The organism is Neobacillus niacini, from assembly GCF_023715415.1.
GTDB lineage: Bacteria > Bacillota > Bacilli > Bacillales > Cytobacillaceae > Neobacillus > Neobacillus niacini_C.
Map to the genome: position 1 here is coordinate 264,326 of NZ_JAMBOB010000007.1, position 17,723 is coordinate 282,048.

Annotated in this window: 17 protein-coding genes and 2 riboswitches; of the genes, 8 read left to right on the forward strand and 9 right to left on the reverse strand. The window is 38.9% G+C overall.

The window, feature by feature from the left end; translation table 11 throughout:
• Positions 1-133: 133 nt before the first annotated feature.
• A complete protein-coding gene (locus M3189_RS18315) occupies positions 134-2,101 on the reverse strand; it encodes a right-handed parallel beta-helix repeat-containing protein (RefSeq protein WP_251636254.1) in 1,968 nt (655 codons plus the stop codon).
• Between the two features lie 116 nt (positions 2,102-2,217).
• Here M3189_RS18315 and M3189_RS18320 point away from each other — a divergent pair, with 116 nt between their 5' ends.
• Positions 2,218-2,967: a helix-turn-helix transcriptional regulator gene (locus tag M3189_RS18320; protein ID WP_251636256.1), complete on the forward strand. Its 750-nt coding sequence runs from the start codon at positions 2,218-2,220 to the stop codon at positions 2,965-2,967.
• A 324-nt stretch (positions 2,968-3,291) separates the two neighbouring features.
• Here M3189_RS18320 and M3189_RS18325 read toward each other — a convergent pair whose 3' ends face one another.
• From M3189_RS18325 to M3189_RS18345, 5 genes are all read right to left on the reverse strand, one after another.
• Positions 3,292-5,052 carry a hypothetical protein gene (locus M3189_RS18325; RefSeq protein ID WP_251636258.1) on the reverse strand — a complete coding sequence of 587 codons (1,761 nt, stop codon included), beginning with the start codon at positions 5,050-5,052 and terminating at the stop codon, positions 3,292-3,294.
• Between the two features lie 415 nt (positions 5,053-5,467).
• A riboswitch (cyclic di-GMP riboswitch) is annotated at positions 5,468-5,557 on the reverse strand.
• Positions 5,558-5,823: 266 nt separating this feature from the next.
• Entirely contained in the window at positions 5,824-7,641 is a 1,818-nt protein-coding gene (locus M3189_RS18330; protein WP_251636456.1) for a bifunctional diguanylate cyclase/phosphohydrolase, read from the reverse strand.
• Positions 7,642-7,799: 158 nt separating this feature from the next.
• A complete protein-coding gene (locus tag M3189_RS18335; protein WP_251636261.1) occupies positions 7,800-8,396 on the reverse strand; it encodes a DUF5317 domain-containing protein in 597 nt (198 codons plus the stop codon).
• 336 nt (positions 8,397-8,732) lie between these two features.
• The gene (locus M3189_RS18340; protein ID WP_251636263.1) at positions 8,733-8,870 is read right to left on the reverse strand and encodes a hypothetical protein; all 138 of its coding nucleotides are present in this window, start codon (positions 8,868-8,870) and stop codon (positions 8,733-8,735) included.
• Positions 8,871-8,892: 22 nt separating this feature from the next.
• Positions 8,893-8,976: riboswitch (cyclic di-GMP riboswitch) on the reverse strand.
• A 443-nt stretch (positions 8,977-9,419) separates the two neighbouring features.
• Positions 9,420-10,139 (reverse strand): C39 family peptidase, encoded by a 720-nt coding sequence (locus tag M3189_RS18345; protein ID WP_251636265.1) that lies wholly within the window; start codon positions 10,137-10,139, stop codon positions 9,420-9,422.
• A gap of 257 nt (positions 10,140-10,396) precedes the next feature.
• On the opposite strand from M3189_RS18345, the gene flgN reads away from it, so the two are divergent.
• Complete coding sequence (gene flgN, locus M3189_RS18350; RefSeq protein ID WP_251636267.1) at positions 10,397-10,894, forward strand: flagellar export chaperone FlgN; 498 nt, start codon at positions 10,397-10,399, stop codon at positions 10,892-10,894.
• 275 nt (positions 10,895-11,169) lie between these two features.
• Here flgN and M3189_RS18355 read toward each other — a convergent pair whose 3' ends face one another.
• Together M3189_RS18355 and motA are read right to left on the reverse strand one after the other, a co-directional pair.
• Positions 11,170-11,916: an OmpA family protein gene (locus M3189_RS18355; RefSeq protein ID WP_251636269.1), complete on the reverse strand. Its 747-nt coding sequence runs from the start codon at positions 11,914-11,916 to the stop codon at positions 11,170-11,172.
• Positions 11,900-12,697, reverse strand: coding sequence for a flagellar motor stator protein MotA (gene motA / locus M3189_RS18360; protein ID WP_251636271.1), 798 nt, complete (start codon positions 12,695-12,697; stop codon positions 11,900-11,902). The genes M3189_RS18355 and motA overlap by 17 nt, the downstream gene beginning before the upstream one ends.
• Positions 12,698-12,819: 122 nt before the next feature.
• On the opposite strand from motA, the gene M3189_RS18365 reads away from it, so the two are divergent.
• Genes M3189_RS18365 through M3189_RS18375 form a run of 3 tightly spaced genes read left to right on the forward strand, consistent with a single transcriptional unit; the run spans position 12,820 to position 14,902 of the window.
• A complete protein-coding gene (locus tag M3189_RS18365) occupies positions 12,820-13,257 on the forward strand; it encodes a YaaR family protein (protein ID WP_251636273.1) in 438 nt (145 codons plus the stop codon).
• Between the two features lie 17 nt (positions 13,258-13,274).
• Positions 13,275-14,123: a flagellar hook-basal body protein gene (locus tag M3189_RS18370; RefSeq protein WP_251636275.1), complete on the forward strand. Its 849-nt coding sequence runs from the start codon at positions 13,275-13,277 to the stop codon at positions 14,121-14,123.
• A 5-nt stretch (positions 14,124-14,128) separates the two neighbouring features.
• Positions 14,129-14,902 carry a flagellar hook-basal body protein gene (locus M3189_RS18375; protein WP_251636277.1) on the forward strand — a complete coding sequence of 258 codons (774 nt, stop codon included), beginning with the start codon at positions 14,129-14,131 and terminating at the stop codon, positions 14,900-14,902.
• A gap of 43 nt (positions 14,903-14,945) precedes the next feature.
• Here M3189_RS18375 and M3189_RS18380 read toward each other — a convergent pair whose 3' ends face one another.
• Complete coding sequence (locus M3189_RS18380; RefSeq protein ID WP_251636279.1) at positions 14,946-15,422, reverse strand: PilZ domain-containing protein; 477 nt, start codon at positions 15,420-15,422, stop codon at positions 14,946-14,948.
• 111 nt (positions 15,423-15,533) lie between these two features.
• Here M3189_RS18380 and flgM point away from each other — a divergent pair, with 111 nt between their 5' ends.
• From flgM to flgK, 3 genes are read left to right on the forward strand one after another with little or no spacing between them, the layout of a single operon-like run.
• Positions 15,534-15,815 carry a flagellar biosynthesis anti-sigma factor FlgM gene (flgM, locus tag M3189_RS18385; RefSeq protein WP_251636281.1) on the forward strand — a complete coding sequence of 94 codons (282 nt, stop codon included), beginning with the start codon at positions 15,534-15,536 and terminating at the stop codon, positions 15,813-15,815.
• Positions 15,808-16,269, forward strand: coding sequence for a flagellar protein FlgN (locus tag M3189_RS18390; RefSeq protein ID WP_251636283.1), 462 nt, complete (start codon positions 15,808-15,810; stop codon positions 16,267-16,269). Before flgM ends, M3189_RS18390 begins: the two co-directional genes overlap by 8 nt.
• A 12-nt stretch (positions 16,270-16,281) precedes the next feature.
• Positions 16,282-17,715 carry a flagellar hook-associated protein FlgK gene (gene flgK / locus M3189_RS18395; RefSeq protein ID WP_251636290.1) on the forward strand — a complete coding sequence of 478 codons (1,434 nt, stop codon included), beginning with the start codon at positions 16,282-16,284 and terminating at the stop codon, positions 17,713-17,715.
• The last annotated feature ends 8 nt before the right edge of the window (positions 17,716-17,723 follow it).

Genomic DNA, 17,723 nt, shown 5'->3' on the forward strand with positions numbered 1-17,723 from the left:
AAGAAGGTCTGTTTTCTTGATGAGGGTGACCGTGGGGACGGTTCAGTTCTTGTGGTCAAGGTTACTATAAAAATGACCAGAAGAACCGCCCCCATGAACAAAAGGGACAAGGTTACACCTTGTCCCGAAACATTTAGCCCCAAACTTTAATATGATTTTTCCCTGCTTGTAAACTAGCAATTGGTCCTAGTACGCTTTTTTCTGTACGTTGTTCTCCTAGTATGTCCTTATCCAGGATTATTTCACTGCCATCTGGATTTTCAAATTCTGCATCCACAATACGTGCTCTGCCAAGAGTTTTGGACGATTGAGTTTCTCCAAGCAATGACTCGAAATCTTCTGGAAGCTCAATGGAAAGATAAACGGCATTGCCTTCTTCGATGATTTTAATTTCTGGATTAAAGTGAGGTGCTACCACTCTTTCACTTTCTCTTTCAAACGATTCTGCCCCATTATAGTAGGCATTCCGGTTAATATAAACAGGCTGCTCCACTTGGTGGAATCTACGATGATCGCCCTCTTCTGAATTCACAACCTCGATGTATTCCTCAAGTGAAGTGGTATAACCTTTAAAGTGAACTGTACCAACAAAGTCATTTGTTATCTCCGTAGGTATTTCTGTTAGCAAACCAGCTGTTTTCACAGATTCGTCGCCAATAAAGATGTTATTGAGGAATCGATCATCTCCCCCATAGACAGGAGCAAAACCAGCAACCTCTGTACTATGTGGTACATGATATGGTGTTGCACGATCAAGCATTTTCTTCTGAACCATTTTCCCGCGAATTAAATTGTTAATATAAGCTCCGCCTTGAGCGTGGTTATCTAGTGCATAGTCTGCAGTAAGAATGTTGTTATCAACGATGTAAGGACCGCTGCTAACTTCGACAAACAAGTCGCGGCTATTTCTGTAGAATAGATTTCTGCTTATTCTTGTACCTTGTGTCTGCCAATCCAGCCATGTTCCTAACGAGCAGTCATGAATACGGTTGTCGCGAATTTGAACGTCAATGGCTGCGTGCAGCTTAATCCCCGCAATTTCATGTCCATAAAACTCACGCTTTTGTGCAATATTATAAATGTGGTTATTATAAATTTCACTAAATACACAGCCTAGATGACCGACCACACCATTTTGGCCACAGTCATAAATGGTATTGTTTCGAATAATATGGGAACCAATTTTTTCTTTACTCCAGCCAATTTGTTTTGCTGAAAAAACGGATTCTAACTGATATTGATAGCCAGGCTTGTCTTTTCGGACGGTGCGATAGTTATGGCCAGTTGTCACTTCTTTACCAATACTGATGGCACTACATTTTGCGTCATGGATAATATTGTCCTCAATAATCCATCCTTTGCTCCAATGAGGTCCGATTAATCCTGGCTGATCTGCCGTTGGCGGAGTCCAAGGGGTTGCGGCTTGAGCCATTTCAAAGCCTCTAACGGTGATATAATTGATACCAACTTGTTCTGGATAGAAACAAGCTTTACGCACATTAATCTCTACTAATTCCTCATTAGGATTTGCTCCGTGGAAATTAGCATAGATGGTAGTTTGATTCTCATCGACTTCTGTGTACCAAAGATATTTAGTTTGTTCTGGATTTTGGATTGAAACAACTGACTTTGTCCAGTGGTCGATTACTTCAGTTTTCACTTCTGGGTTTTTTAACTGTTCAAACGTTTCTGCCTCATAAAAGGACATCCCATTTAAATAAACATCTCCAAGATGTCTTCCTGGATTATAAACAATCCAGTCTCCGAAAATCTCTTCCTTGTATGGATTATAATCTCCGAAAAATTCATTTGACAGGACAACCTTCCAGATGGTTCCTTCCACCTGTTCCCAATTTTGAATTTGCTCAGATCCTTTGATGACAACTTTCTCACCTTCAGCTGCCTGATAGGTAATTCTTCTATAATCACTTAATCCTGCAAACTTCGGTTTTACCCATTCCCGATATTCTCCTTCATGGACAATAACTTTATCTCCTGCTTGAGCAACAGAAGCTGCCTGATTGATTGTTAAAAATGGATTCTGTTCCGTTCCATCTGCACTAGCTGAGCCGTTTTTTGCTACATGGTATTCAAAAGCCATTTTACTTCCTCCTCTAACTTTCATAGATTCATTATAGGAGCCAAAACGAGCCTATTTCTATTCAAAATATAGTATAATTTAAGACAATATTCGTTTTCTTTCAGGGGGAGAAGATTTTGGCCTTTTTTGAACACCATGGAGTTGAAGTAAAAGAATCCTTTCAGTCTTTTAAACTAGTTAACCAAACCTTTCCTCTTCACTTTCACCGAGCTTACGAACTTATCATTGTCCATGAAGGAGAATTACTCGTAAGTATTGACCAAAAAAACTATACATTGTATAAAAATGATATCGCATTCATTTTTAATAACCAAGTCCATGGACTGAAGGCAAAGGACCATTCCGACATTTCCATCGTCCTCTTTTCACCTGAATTAGTTGGCCGTTTTTTCATGAATTATAAGGGGTACATCCCAGAAAATAATGTTATTCACCTAAGTAAAGTCCCTGATTTGGAGGAATTAGATTCTATTTATAGACAAAAAAGTTTCCTGTATGATATTTGCGGGAGATTGGTTGATCATACTGAATTTCTTCCCGTTGAACACTCAACGAAGACGGAAGTACTCCATAAAATTCTCCTATATGTGGATAGCCATTATGGGGAGGATTGCACGCTAAAAGTAATTGCCAACCAATTACGATACGATTATGCCTATCTATCCAAACTTTTTGTACAAATGACGAATATGAGTTTTACAGAATACTTGAATCATTACCGAATTTCACAAGCCTGTTATCTATTAAAAAATAGTCAGCAGTCGATAAGTGAGATTGCTATGAATTGTGGTTATAACAACCTCCGGTCATTCAATCGGAACTTCAAAAAAATCACAAATCACTCACCTAGAGAATTTAGAGGGTGACCGTGACCGTGGGGACGGTTCTTGTGGGCATGGATACTAAAGAAAGACCAAGAGAACCGTCCGAAGCCACTGAAAAAGTGGTTCCTTTGAACACTGAACACGAATTTCCTTCAATAAATAAAAGAAGGCAATCATCTACATATAGTAGGTGATTGCCTTCTTGTTTTGCAAAACTGGACTTTTTTAGTGGTCTCCTGTCAAAAAGGGGGGGTCACGAAAAAATATCTATCCTACACCGTACAAATAAATATTACTTTCTAAACAACTCCCTGTTCTAGTAGGCATTTATATAAATCAAGGCAGCAGTTTTTGTTAGAACGGGTATTAAACCTTAAATTTTTTAACATAGAAATCAATGACCTGTAATAGCCAGTTCAAATGGTCTTTAGCTTCTTTTTCACTAAAAGTGATGAGGCCTCTTATTTCATCGTAATGCAGGGCATTATTTCCGTTTGTTCTTATTTTATAGATGAGCTGATCAATATTTTTAGAAACCCTTTCCTTTGTGTCAAGAATTAGTTGATAGAGGTTCTTCTTCTTATTCCCCTCCGTAAGGCTATATCCGACAGTAAGACAAGATTCTTTGATTAACACTTCCAATGTTAGTCGCATGGTGCCAACTGATTGTCTAGGAGTGGATTCCAATGAATTTCTAGCATCATATAAAAGCATTCTTAGGGATTGACGGACCTTATCCGATCTAATCTGTTCAAGAATATGGTCAATCTCTTGGAGAAGTTTATCATTCTGTTTTGTATTTTCTTCCCTCTTGGGATATACCTTTTTTCCGTTATCAGGATGTTCATCCTTGATTTCGTCAAATAAATCACCAAGATGGGCTAGGTATTGTTCTTTTGCTGATAAGAATAAACTTTCATTTTCTGCCTGATAAGGGTCTGGTATGTTGTTTTTTAAATTGTCTAATAAAACGGTTAAAGTTGCAAATAGTTCTGATTGCTTAAGAAATGAGAGGTATTCATGTTTTTTATCTTGTTGTGCTTCCCAATCCCCTAGAGCTGTGTACTCTGCTTCATCGATCTCTTCTTCACTAATCTCATCATAGTTATTTACGGTAAAAAGGTGTTCTGAAGCAAATCTCATAAACAAATCTAGAAACTCTTGGTTATTTTCTAATGGTAATTCGATTAATAAAATGGAGATGAGGGATGTGTCCTCAGGGAAAGCAATTTCAAATGGTTCATCATGCATTCCTTGGTGATAATATTGTTTTTGTAGGTTGTACAGGAATAGCTTGTGCTTTAACGTATCGAAGGAGGACAACTCATCCATTTTTCCTTCTTGGGAAAGCTCAATCACTGTACTATAAAATACCTCGATAAATTCTTTGGATTTATTTTGATGGATTTTGATTTCATAGGAACATACATCAGCATCGGTTGAATCTTGCAGTTCCGTTATATACCAATAATCCCTGTATTGAATCTTTTCTGTGTCTTTTCTTTCTAGATTTAAATTGACAGGAATTTTAAATGCCAAAGGTACGGAGGTCTGGAAAACTGATTCATCGCCAAAACTGATTTCATGGTCCGAAACCTCAAAATTGACTTCTACATCTCCGTCACTAAGATATCCGTAATAGGCGTCTTCCTCCATTTCAATATTAAGATAGTCCATTAATACTGTTTTGTAATGATCAGCCTCATCTTTTCGTTCAAAATAGTTTATAAGATGGAAAAGCCCCTCTTGATAATTTAAACCAGATTCTACGTACATTTTTCCTAAATTAAATTCAAAATCATCGTGGTCAAAGTGTTCCATCGCTTCCTGCTGTTTTTCAATAGCAGCTTCCAGCGCTCCTTGCTCCCATTTCTTTAGGGCATCCCTAGTTAAGGATATGGCAGTACGCGCAGGTCCAAAATAAAACAACTCGTTGTGATTAAGTAAGTTAGTCCGTTTTTCTTCTTTCTCTTTATTTTTATCTAAAGGGTTTTGCCTTCCTAATCGTTTTCGGGTTCCTTTTTGTGGCTCAATTAACCCTTTCTTTTTTTTGTAATAGTTTGATACATGGTCTTCCTTTTTCTTTAAAATCTGCACAAGCTCATCAACTTTCCATTGAGATTCCAACTTCAATCACCTTATTTCAATTAAACTACTATAAATTATTAACTATTTTGCTTCATTTTAACCCATGCTGGATTGACTGTCGAAGATAGAAGCGGGGGCCATCAAGGAGGTCCCTAACAGCAATCAGTTATTAATCTTATAATAGCCTATCCAACTTAAGAAATTTAGCATTTTGGGAAATATAAAAAGCACCTCGTAAGGTGCCTGGTTAAACAAGATCAATTAACCTATTGGTATGATAGGTTATTTTTTGTTTTAATTTTGTTTGAACAATTGAATTAAGACAGCTATCTAATAATAGCACTAAATAATTTATTCTTATCGTATGCCACTTAATTCTAATTTTTGTTATATTCGTCTTGATCTCCATAATATATGTCCCCTTTAATTTTTTCATAAATCGTAAGAGACCGTATTCGGAAACTGGCGAGCATAATCACCCAACATGATGTTAGCCCCTATAGTTTTGCGTCATCATTTTTCAATAATTTTGCCTTTATCGTACGATTTATGGATATACAAATAATATCGGATAATTTTCAAAGTAATTTTATGGGTCTTTTATCCTGTATTATTCAGATAAAGGATCTTTTTCGTAAGTTCTCTCTACTTTTTAAGTAAAAGAATAAATATCGGTGCCTGTCACCGATTCCACCTCAGGCGGACAGTCAAACCACAAAAATGCCCTCAAACGAAGTTTGAGGGCTAAAACCAAAGAAAAATATACAGAAAATGATGTATAAATGGGAAAAAATGAGTAAATGGTGCCTGTCACCCTGCTACTTCATCAACTTGTTTGATCATAGCGATGAAGGGTTCGATGAATTGGGGGTCGAATTGTTTTCCTGAGCAGGCTCTTAATTCTACGAATGCTTCGTTGAATGTTTTTGTTTTTTGATAGGGCCGTTCGGTGGTCATCGCGTCAAATGAGTCGATGATACATAGAATACGGGCCAGTTTAGGTATCGACTTTTCTTTTAACCCATATGGATAGCCATTTCCGTCAAAGCGTTCATGGTGCAACTCCACTAATGGAATCAAGTCTTCTAATCTCTTATTAACTGAAATGATTTCTTTTCCCCAGGTGACATGTTTTTTCATGATCTCCCATTCATGCGGTTCAAGTTTCTCCTTTTTTTGTAAAATATCCCGAGGGATTTCAATTTTCCCGATGTCATGGATTAATGCACCAAGAATTAACGTTTTCCGTTCATAATCACTTAAGGATACCATCCTCGAAAAATTAACCGCATATTGATACACACGTTTACTATGACGATATGTATAAACATCTTTGGAGAGGAAGATGCGTAACTGCTGTTCTGCTTCTTCTAATTCTTTTTCTAAGGAGAGAGAGCGTTGGACTGAGTATTCAGAATACTGATTGTAAAGTTGAACAAGGTTTTTCCCTTGGTCTTTGGCAGCATACATGGCTTGATCTGCCTTGTTTAGAAGTTCCGAAATGTTATAGGTTTCTATTTCGCACTCCGCAATTCCAGCTGAAAAGGATAAGCAGCCATAGGGCAGACTTTCCACTCCTTCGAAGTAGGTATCATTTGTCTTTTTCCGTAGTTCATTCATAAATGAAATGGCCCTTTGAGGGGGTGTATTAGGCATTATAATTGAAAATTCCTCACCGCCATAGCGAGCAACAGGGTAATTTTCCACCTCCGAAGCTGCTTTTATAAGTTGGCCAAATTCCTGAAGCAAATGATCACCTTGGATATGACCGTATAAATCGTTATATTTCTTAAAATCATCGATATCAAGTAGAACGATACAAAGTGGCTGATCACTTTCCTTCGCGACTGTTACTTCTTTTTCTAAAATCTCTTTAAAATACCCATGATTATTAAGTCCGGTTAAAAAATCCTTGTTTGCTTTCTCTGAAATTTCCTTAAATAAATGAAAATGCTGCTTAAAGGCTAAAGACAGTAAAAAGGCAATACAGGTAAAAAGAAAAAGTCCGAATAACCTTTCTGAACTCATTAGTATAGCCAGTACTAATGATAGCATGAGCGTACTCAAATAAGGGGAAATTGCCTCTTTAATAAGTTCTCTAAAAACACTTTCAAAACTTTCAGCAGCTGCCAGTATGAAGAAATATCCAATAAAAAATACATTCAGGGCAAAGTAAGTGCTAAAAGAAATTAAATAAGGAACGATGTTATTGACATGGATACCGTCTATGGTACCACCAGTTAAAATGAATATATAATAAGTACTCGTAATCATTAAAACATAGCTAGAAAAATTAAATATATGTTTCCACCAGACAATTTTTCGTTGTGTAAGTGCAAATAAAATCGAATTAATTAGCAATACCGTTAAAGTTAAATTTAGTCCAAATAAAAAAAGACATGCAAGGAATATAGAAGAATCCATAGAAAGGGAGTTACCCTTTGGGGGTAGTACTATAGGATGATGATTTAAAAGTAATATAGCTCCTGCCAGTGCAATAGTGATAAACCATTCAGAGGATGAATGAATTTTAAATTCATATATTGCTATAAAGGCGATGATACCTAAAACTGAGACAATAAAAAGGTATTTATTAGTGGTTGACTGTAAAAACTGCATTTTGTTCATCACTCTCATAATAAGATAGGAGAAAGTAAATAATCACTTCCCCCTTTGTTATAATTATATTAGTCTAAATCCAGAAGTTAAAGCAACAATAACAGATCCAATAATAATGGCATTGTATAAAATGCCAGTCAATTTAAGTCCTTGCTTTTGGTCTTTTTTCATCCTTGTTCACCCCCCTTCATGGATAGCGGGGAAACACCACTCTTTTTTGCCAGTGGATGGCGGACCATTATGTATTGAATGAAAATGAAGATTCCGATATTCATAATAATATCGCCGATACTAATGATTTGTGTACGCGGGTAAGGATCAGAAATTGGAATCACATCACCCAAAAATCCAAGATGAGTAGTAGATGTTAACATTGTATGCTTGGCATACAAGCTTTCTTTTAGCGCTTCAATGTAACTAGGGTCTAAAACTGCCGCAGACTCTACCGAAACGGGCATTCTGCCCCCATTAACGCCCATCACTAGAAAGTTTAGAAAAACACCAATAAAAATAAGGATAAAACCAGGATTCTTGCGATTTAAAAATAAAAATAGCAAGCCAATCATATAGACTAAGATATAAATAGAGCCGCTAAGTTGTCCTAAAAATTCACTATTGTTTTGGAGCATAAAAACAGTTAATTGGACAAGTAATAATAGTGGGAATACCCAGCCCCACTTAAGATTTAGCTGAGAGAAGGCTCTTAAGTTCCCTTTCCTGAATAATCCAACAATAATTGAAATAATTATACCATCAAATACCATTAATTTTTACCTGCCTATGCACGTTATAAGTTTGATAAAAGGGAAAATTATATATTAGGTAAATATTCCTACAATAAACATCATATTGTTGTATTTTGTCGAATACAAGTAAATGTTATGAAATTTTCGTGTTTTTTTAAGATTTTTGTAAAAAAAGAGAGCCTTCATTAAAAAGCCCTCCATTTTACAATATTTACTATTTTTAAAAATTGCTGATCAATATAGACGTATGTCCTGTCTGCCCCTTGTTCCCCAGCAGTTTCAGTGTATGTCTTTAGTATGCTATTAGTTGAAAGATAATGAAAAACGAAACGATCTATGTAAGTATGAATTTTTCTAAATTGAGTTGGCGAGTACCGTCACGACTGCACTAAGAACGACGGTGCCAATCATAATAGCAAAATAAAGTAGGTTTTTCTTCATTTTCTTCTTCCGCATTGCTTCTTCAGGTGTGGTCCACATACTTTTTGACATCGAAAATTCCCCTTTTTTATTTGATGGTAGCTGGCTGGCTGGTCCTAGGACAGAAGCCCCTATAGCTTTGCGTCCTCGCTTTTCAGTGAGTTTGCCTTTAAACAAATACTTTATATTATAAACATATGAATAGTAAAAAGTCACTAAAATTCGACAAATTCCGTGATAATTCTCCTATGCTCTTTGCCTGCCACTCTGATAGTATTGTTCCGTTTTCTTTTTTCATGCAGCAGAAATATGGACGCTTTGAATATTGTTTATACAAAATTAAAAACAATCTATTAATTAATTCCAAACTGGATTATTTGGCTGGTTTTTTGTTAGACAAAATTTTTTTTCAAAAAGGGCTATACTATTTTTGTTAGTTAGTCGATAATACTAATGTAACTTGCTACTCTCCTTAGCAAGTACTAGTAATATTGTCACTATGGCTGTCCTTTTTAGGGCAGCTCATTTTTTTACGGTTTACAATTGAGTTTTGGTTTCCTATTGCAGGTCTTCTGCAACTTATAAGTAAGGCCCCTGTCTATGCCAGGAGTCTGTTTACCGTTATTTTTCTTCGATCACAATGGCTTGGGATCCCATTTGCTCCCATGACGCGATAAAGGCTTCGCGGTTCACTTTTTTGTTTTTGGTCCCATATGGATCGTTGAGGTAAATGTATTCTTGATCGTAGCCGGTAATGACCACGCTGTGCATCTTAAAGGTAATATCTACGGAACCTTGTGGGGTAGACCAGCTTTGGAACTGTTGTATCGGTGAAAAACTGGTGGTCGTAATCACCCATACGGGTTTCCCCTGACTGACTTTCTCAAACAAAGTGGAAAAAGATTGGTTTGATAGATTGATAACTTTTAATGGTTCAGTCACATAGGATTGAGCCAATTTGAAAATAGGCTCATGATAAACACCTAGGCCCGGACCATCTTCCATATTACCGACAAAGCCCATATTAGGATTTCCGTATTTCCCATCTCCGTACTGGAGCGGGACTCGCGGGATTTGGACTGCAAGCTCATTTTTGCTGATATTGATTCCCCAAAAGCCGAGCAACATCGCCAAGCTGGTTACTTCACAGCCATTATATAAACGTGGGATATCCATTTGATTGAATAGAGGCACGTCCAATTGAATCTCTTCTGCCAACACGACTTCTGCTGACAGAGTCACAACCTCTTGTTTTTCCATTTGTAAAGGCCCAAACTCAGCTAAAATATCTCTATAGTTTTCGATAATAGCACGATAGTCTACTAAAATAGCGAAACACAAAACAATCACACTAAAGCTAAATTTCAAAAATTTGTTCACAGTTGGGCCCTTCCTTCACAAACAGTCGTTCCTCAAAAATTTTATATATAATTAGCATTGTACGTGAAACGATTAATTTCGACAATTGGCTTTTTGAAAAAATAGCCATAAAAAATTTTGCAAAAACTATAAACATTCTATGATCATTGGCCGATAACCAATATAAGGATAGAGTTTAAAGGAGCGTTCTTATGAAATACAGCAATCCCAAGAATATCATGGATTCGGTAAACGAAGCCTTTGAAAACAGCTCAGGTGAAACAAACACCCTAGCGGATGCATTACATATGTTAGTGGACCTGCACATAACGTTGCTAGAAAGCGCTAAGAAAAAGCAGGAAATATTAGTCTCTGCAGAGATTAATCCACTGCTTGCGATCATGGCGGATGAATCTCAGTTGAAGAAAAAAGTCAATCAAGCAGATGAGATGAGAATGGAAGTGTTAGAGCATGATAAATCCTATCTGCCCCTTGTCAAACTAATCGAACAGCAGCCGGACGGAAAAACAAAGGATGAACTGGAGGCGCAGTTACAATTGCTAGTGCGCCTGTTTGATGAGATTCTTAAAGTCAATAAGCTTAATCAGCAATTATTGCAGCAATCTTTAACCTATACAAAATTTGTGATAGGTCAAATACTAGGTAAGGCAAAGGGTTCGAATAGAGAAGAAAAGATATCCGAAGATGCGAAGGAGTATGCCCGTTTATTTGAATGAAAGGCATAGAAAAATGGATAAATTCATCTAAAAGGAATCGGAAAATTTCAGTTTTTATTCCGAGTTTCTTCTATTTAATATACCCTTTTTTATTTGAAGCTTTTTATTGTTTAAATAGGACATTTCGTGCTGCTAATCTGATAAGTTGAATACCATAATCAGCCGAAGGAAAAAAAGAAATTTTTTAAGAAAATCAAATATAACCATCATTGGGTTATAAAGATAAAGGCGTGAATTCTTATAAGAATTCACGCCTTTTGTTTAAAGTTTTCTTGTTATTGTGCAGCACGTAAAATGACGATATTGACCCGGCGGTTCCCCTGACGGTTTTCGGAAGTGTCATTCGCGTAAAGTGGTTGAAATTCGCCAAAACCAGTAAATTGCATCCGTTCCTGTGGAATCCCTCGTGAATTAAAATAGTGTAGGACACTAACCGCTCTTGCGGAGGAAAGCTCCCAATTGGATGGATAAGTGGACGTTGAAATTGGGACATTGTCTGTATGACCTTCAATGCTTATTTGGTTCGGTACGGCTGTAATTAGGCCGACTAATGTATCCAACGTTTTGAAGGATTCGTCCTTTAGTACAGCCTGTCCAATATCAAAAAGTATGATGTCTTTTAAGGTGACTTCAATTCCTCGTTCCGTATCTTGCAGCGAAACAACGTCTTGCAGCTGGTTGTCGGCAATATATTTCTCTAATTGCTGCTTTAATTGATCAAGCTGCTTTGTTTCCTTCTCCTGCTCGCTATTTCCAGAAGGAACATTCGCCGCCTGTTCGGAAGGTTCTTTTGGAGGTGTTGGGGAAGGACCTGCATCTTTTTTCTCAACAGCTTTCCCAGTTAATTCGACCTTAAAGGAATCCATAATCGCATTATACTTCTGCTGATCCGTGACGCCCGCTGCGTATAACACAATAAACAGAGCGAGTAAAAGGGTTAAGATATCTGCATATGGAAGGAGCCATGATTCGGGAATTTCCTCCTCGTGTTCCTCATGTAACCTTTTACGCGACTTTCTCATTTGCTCTCTCCCCGGCCTTCATTTGGTATTTCTCGCGATCTTTCGGCGGCAGGTACACCATTAATTTCGTTTCCAGCATCTTTGGAATCACGCCTTTATATACAGCAAGCAACCCTTCAATGACCAACATCTTTCCTTCTTGTTCCTGTTTTGAAATGCGCTTTAATTTATTGGCAATTGGGTGCCAAAGGACGTATCCAGAAAAAATACCTAGCAAGGTAGCAATAAACGCTGCCGAGATGGAATGACCAATCTTTTCGATGTCATTTAAGTTGACGAGTGCCGCAACAAGTCCGATAACGGCTCCGAGTACGCCAAGTGTCGGGGCATAGGTCCCTGCCTGGGTGAAAATGAGGGCGCCAACCTTGTGACGTTTATCCATCGCTTCAACCTCATCGAATAATACTTCTTCAATGAACTCGGCATCATTTCCGTCGATAATCATTTCAAGTCCCTTTTTGAAAAAAGGATCATCTATTTCAAGGACAATTTCCTCTAGAGCAAGAAGTCCTTCCTTCTTTGCCACTTCCGCACATCTTATTAAAAGGGCAATTTGCTCAACTTTAGAAGGAGTCTTTCTTTGCAATAAGGCAATTTGGAGCAATTTGGGAATCTTCTTGAATTCACTAAAAGGAAAGGCAACCATAATCGTTGCAGTTGTCCCGCCAAAAATAATTAAGAAAGCGGCAGCATTGTTTAATGCGGCTAACGGGGTGCCTTTTAATACCATTCCAACACCAATCAATATAAGCGCAAGTACAATTCCAATTAAACTAGACATATTTTTCTCCTTTAAAAGTTGATTGAATAGAATTATAATGTTCATTGTAGTAGATTCGCCCTAATTCGACAATGAACTTTTTACTAATATTTCAAAATAAAAATTGGAGGGAGGCGTTCCGCTTGAAAATTCAACAACCTCCAGCGGTGAATCAGGAACGGATTTTCCCTTTAAGGGATAGAGGAACAGAAACAGCGTCCTTTCAACAGTTATTGCAAGAAAATCAACTTGGGTTCTCTAAGGAACGCCTACAAGTTCTTCTGAAAGAAATCGATCAGCACGGTCATCGGTTAAGCCGTTCGCGAACAATCGAAGATCTGCTTGCGTTTAAACAGACAATCCGGAATTATTTACAAGAGGTAGTACAGCATGGCTATTCGTTAGAAGAGCATAAGGGTTTTCATCCGAATGGGCGTGAAAAGCGATTAATCATGGTCAAACAGGTAGACCGGCACCTCTTAGAATTATCAGAAGCCATCATGGAAAGACAAGCCACTTCGGTTGAACTGTTAGAGAAACTAGGCGAAATTAAAGGACTATTAGTAAATATATATCTGTAATACGAGAGGAGACCGCTATGCTACGAGGTATAGATACGGCAGCGTCGGGCATGATTGCCCTGCAGCGAAAACAAGATGCTTTGACGAATAATTTGGCGAATGCCGAAACTCCGGGCTTCAAACAGGATGCCAGTCCATTACGAGCGTTTCCTGAATTGCTGCTCGAACGCATTCATGATGGGCAAGATAGTAGAACAGGCAAAAGGCCAACCATCGGTACACTAACGTTCGGCGTCTATAATCAAGAAACATTGCCAATGTTTTCCCAAGGCAGTTTGGTCAGTACAAACCAACCGTTTGATGTGGCGATTAATGACCAGCAGCTTACACCAATTATGCAAAATAACCGAATGATTAAACCGTCCGCATTCATTGCTGTACAATCGGCGGATGGCGGTTTTCGTTTGACACGAAATGGTCAGTTTTCGGTGAATGCGAACGGTCAGCTGACAACTTCTACAGGGGAATTGGTTTTAGGTCAAAACGGTGCTCCAATCATGGATGTTGAGCTGACTTCCGGGGATGTTGGGATTCGAGAGAATGGGGAAATCATCGTTCACCCTGATGATTCGGACCGAGCAAGAACGGTGGGCTCGATTGGGTTGATGGTCGTTAATGATCCGAATCAGTTGGTGAAAGAAGGAAATGGCTTGTTCCAATTAGAGGGAGCCAACCCAGGAATGATTGAACAAAATCTTCCAGCAGGGCTGAGCTTGCAGCACAAAATGCTTGAACAATCCAATGTTGACCTGCCGCAGACGATTTCTGACATGATGGCCAACATCCGGCTTTACGAAGCAAACCAAAAGGTATTGCAAGCCTATGACAAAACGCTTGAGCAACTAAATTCGATAGGTAGGGTATAATTCTGATGAATACATCTTTTTCAATTGCCTCAACAGGAATTCGAGCGTACCAAGGGAAGCTGGACACCATTGCCAATAACATTGCCAATGTGGAAACCTCTGGCTATAAGCGAAGAGAGGCAGCTTTTTCTGATAATCTTGCTATTTCCATTCAAAATCAAGCGGAACAGCAAAAAGAACAAGGCAGAATTTCTCCTCCTGGGATACGGACAACATTCGGGTCACGGCTGGCGGGTACTAGCATGGATCTTACTCAAGGGGCTCTTAAAGAAACGAATAATCCTTTTGACCTCATGTTAGTGGGAGATGGCTACTTTCAGGTGCAGAGAACCTCGGGGGATACAGCTCAAATCATGTTCACTCGGAGTGGGGCTTTTCAGGCGACGCCAGTGGGGAATGATCGCTTACAATTAGTCACTCCAGAAGGAGATATCTTGCTGGACCAAAATGGGAATCCAATTGAAGTCGCCAGTGGGGCAGACTTTCAAGTGCTAACGGACGGAACGATTGCAGGCTCCACTCAGAAAATAGCGATGGTTACGATTGATAACCCGCAGTTGCTAAAAAATGAAGGCGGAGCCTTTTTGTTGAACGGGGCTAATGCTGTGGTAACGGACACAGGTGTTCAAATGAAACAAGGTTTCATCGAATCCTCTAATGTCGATCTCAGCCAAGAGATGACGGATATGATTAAGGCGCAACGAGGATATCAAGCAAATGCCAGGGCGTTAAGTTATGCCGACCAAATGATGGGAATATCAAATGGGATTATACGATAATAAAAAAACGCTCGCATTTATATGCGGGCGTTTGGTGTATGATTTATTGAGCTTGTTGTTGTTTTAAGATTCGCAATTTCATATGCAAGCGATTCTGTTCATAAGTAGGAACATTGATAAATTTGATTCCATATTGAAAACGGTTCGGACCGATGTTTCGCTTCCACTTTACGAATCCTTCGAAAATAAAGGTCTCATCCTGTAATTCAAAATATAACATCATTAACGACTTTACCAATAAATCATCCGTTTGCGTCTCGATTCTGATACCTCCTGAACTGAGATCTCGTATGGAACCAATTTGCCTAGAGGGAGATACTAACGGCTGAAAGTCACAAAAGGTATTATTGAACTTTAAGCGGAACGACTCGCGACGGTTGGGAGAAAGGGAGACGTCTTTGAAATTTCTAGATTTTTTCCGTTTATCCATGATGAAAAGAAGTAGTAGGACGATAATAATAGCGATAATGCTGTAATAGATGGTGGATATGGTTTTCACCCCCAATAGGTTGTATTGCAAAAAATCATAGCACTTTTTTCCTAGAAAAAAAAGGGGATATTTTCCCTAAACAAATGATTTGATAATGCCGATACATTAAATTAGTAGAGTGATTGAAAGGAGCGGACAAGAATGAAAATCAATCAAGTGACCCCAGTTAGTCGGATCGGTGCAGCTTATCAAGCTTATCAAAAAAACAATGAACAACCAAAAAAGGCTGAGGGAGAAAAGAAAGCTGCTTTTGAGCAGGTAGAAATCTCCACGGAGGCTCAATTAAAACTTCAAGCGGAAAAAGATGCGAAGATTGAACAGTTGAAAAGCCAAATTGCGAATGGTACGTACCGAGTAGATAGTGAAAAGGTTGCGGAAAAGTTATTGGCTTATTGGAAGTCTGGAGAGAAAATAAATGAATAAGCTAACGATTCTGCTGCAAACCTTAGCAGATCTTCATGACACCTTATTAGAGACGGCAAAGAAAAAACAGGAAATTTTAATCAGCGGAGAAGTCAATCCACTTCTTGGAGTTTTGTCAGAGGAGTCAAAACTGGTAAAAAAAATAAGAGATACGGATCAAGTAAGAACGGCGCTGCTTGGGGAGCAGTCATCGTTAGCCGACATCATTGCCGCAGAACCGGACGGAGTGGAGAAGGAAGAATGGACTCGTCTCCATCAAAGACTTACACAGTTGTTAGCAGAAATTCAACAAGTGAACGAAACCAATCAGCAATTAATCAAGCAATCGTTAACTTTCACTCAATTTATGATGGAGCAAATGCTGCCAAAATCAGAGGATTCTGGTGTGTATAGTTCAAAGGCGGGTTCAAAGGAACCGAAAGAGTCGGTACGATTATTTGATGCAAAAGCATAGGGGAGACCAACAATGTATTCAACCTTTCATGGATTAGAAATAGGCAAGAGGTCGATTTTAGCCCAGCAGGGAGCTCTCAGTACAACGGGACATAATATTGCCAATGCCAACACGGTCGGATATTCAAGACAGGAAGCAGTCTTACAATCGACAACTCCATTAGCGTATCCAAGCAAGCACAATGGAACGGCAGCGATGACGATGGGGACAGGTGTTGAGGTAACAGAGCTGAAACGTATTCGGGATCAATTTCTAGATCAGCAATACCGTAATGAGCAGCAAAAGACAGGGTATTGGGAATCAACAGCTGCTGCTCTATCCAGTGTTGAATCGGTCATGAATGAGCCGACGGATTATGGGCTTAATGCTACGCTGGATCGTTTTTGGCAAAGCTTTCAGGAGCTTGCGAAACAGCCGGAAAGTTTAGCAGTGAGAACAGTCGTTGTGGCAAACGGAAAGGCAGTTGCAGATACGTTTAATACTATTTCATCCGGTATCGATCAGGTGGAGAAGGATTTGAAAATCCAGATTACAGGTAAAATGGATGAAATCAATGCATCTGCAAAAGAAGTGGCGGACCTAAACAAGCAAATCGCGTTAATGACTGCAAGCGGATTTCAGCCGAATGATTTACTCGATAAGCGAGATGTCGTGTTAGATAAACTATCAAAACTAGTCAATATCCAAGTGACTTCTGATCAAAGTGGGACGGTCAATGTTTCGGTCAGTGGTGTGGCACTTGTGAACGGTAAAGACACAGAAACATTGGCGGTGAATCCGCAAACAGGTGAAGCGAGCATTTCCGGAAATGCAGTAGAGTTAGACGGCGGAGAAATCAAGGGTCTTGTTGATTCATTGGCAGGTCCCAACTCGAATAGCATCGCATCACTGAGAGCGAATTTTGATGTATTAGCTAGTACGATTGCACAACAAATGAATGCGATTCATGCTGGCGACGATGCTAGAAACTTAGATGATATTCAAGCGGGTGCGCAAGTAGAAAAAGTTTTATTTTTTGTAGATAAAGATGATCCAACACAGCCGCCTACGGATGCTGCTAGTATGATCATCAATCCTAGATTAGTAGATTTTCCAGGAAAGCTTGCGGCTGCCACATCCCTTTCGATTGGTGATGGCTCGAATGCAGCGGCAATGGGGAAACTTCAATTTGAAAAGATTAATATCGGTGGCAACGAAACAACCATTGGGGATTTCTATCAAATGGTCGTTGGCGGCTTAGGCGTCGGAATTCAAGAGGCAAACCGCTGGAAAGAGAGCACCAGCATGGTGGCGCAGCAGGTTGATAATCGCAGGCTATCAGTTTCCGGGGTCTCGATTGATGAAGAAATGACGAACATGGTCCGTTTTCAGCAAGCGTATAATGCGGCAGCAAAATATGTATCTGCGGTGGATGAAATGCTGGATGTATTAATTAATAGGATGTAATCAATAGA

Coding starts and splice junctions, on each gene's coding strand:
- M3189_RS18315 (WP_251636254.1), bottom strand. CDS start 2,101: ATGGCTTTTGAATACCATGTAGCAAAAAACGGCTCAGCTAGTGCAGAT.
- M3189_RS18330 (WP_251636456.1), bottom strand. CDS start 7,641: ATGAACAAAATGCAGTTTTTACAGTCAACCACTAATAAATACCTTTTT.
- M3189_RS18335 (WP_251636261.1), bottom strand. CDS start 8,396: ATGGTATTTGATGGTATAATTATTTCAATTATTGTTGGATTATTCAGG.
- M3189_RS18340 (WP_251636263.1), bottom strand. CDS start 8,870: ATGTCAAAAAGTATGTGGACCACACCTGAAGAAGCAATGCGGAAGAAG.
- flgN (WP_251636267.1), top strand. CDS start 10,397: ATGGATTCGGTAAACGAAGCCTTTGAAAACAGCTCAGGTGAAACAAAC.
- M3189_RS18355 (WP_251636269.1), bottom strand. CDS start 11,916: ATGAGAAAGTCGCGTAAAAGGTTACATGAGGAACACGAGGAGGAAATT.
- motA (WP_251636271.1), bottom strand. CDS start 12,697: ATGTCTAGTTTAATTGGAATTGTACTTGCGCTTATATTGATTGGTGTT.
- M3189_RS18370 (WP_251636275.1), top strand. CDS start 13,275: ATGCTACGAGGTATAGATACGGCAGCGTCGGGCATGATTGCCCTGCAG.
- M3189_RS18375 (WP_251636277.1), top strand. CDS start 14,129: ATGAATACATCTTTTTCAATTGCCTCAACAGGAATTCGAGCGTACCAA.
- flgM (WP_251636281.1), top strand. CDS start 15,534: ATGAAAATCAATCAAGTGACCCCAGTTAGTCGGATCGGTGCAGCTTAT.
- M3189_RS18390 (WP_251636283.1), top strand. CDS start 15,808: ATGAATAAGCTAACGATTCTGCTGCAAACCTTAGCAGATCTTCATGAC.
- flgK (WP_251636290.1), top strand. CDS start 16,282: ATGTATTCAACCTTTCATGGATTAGAAATAGGCAAGAGGTCGATTTTA.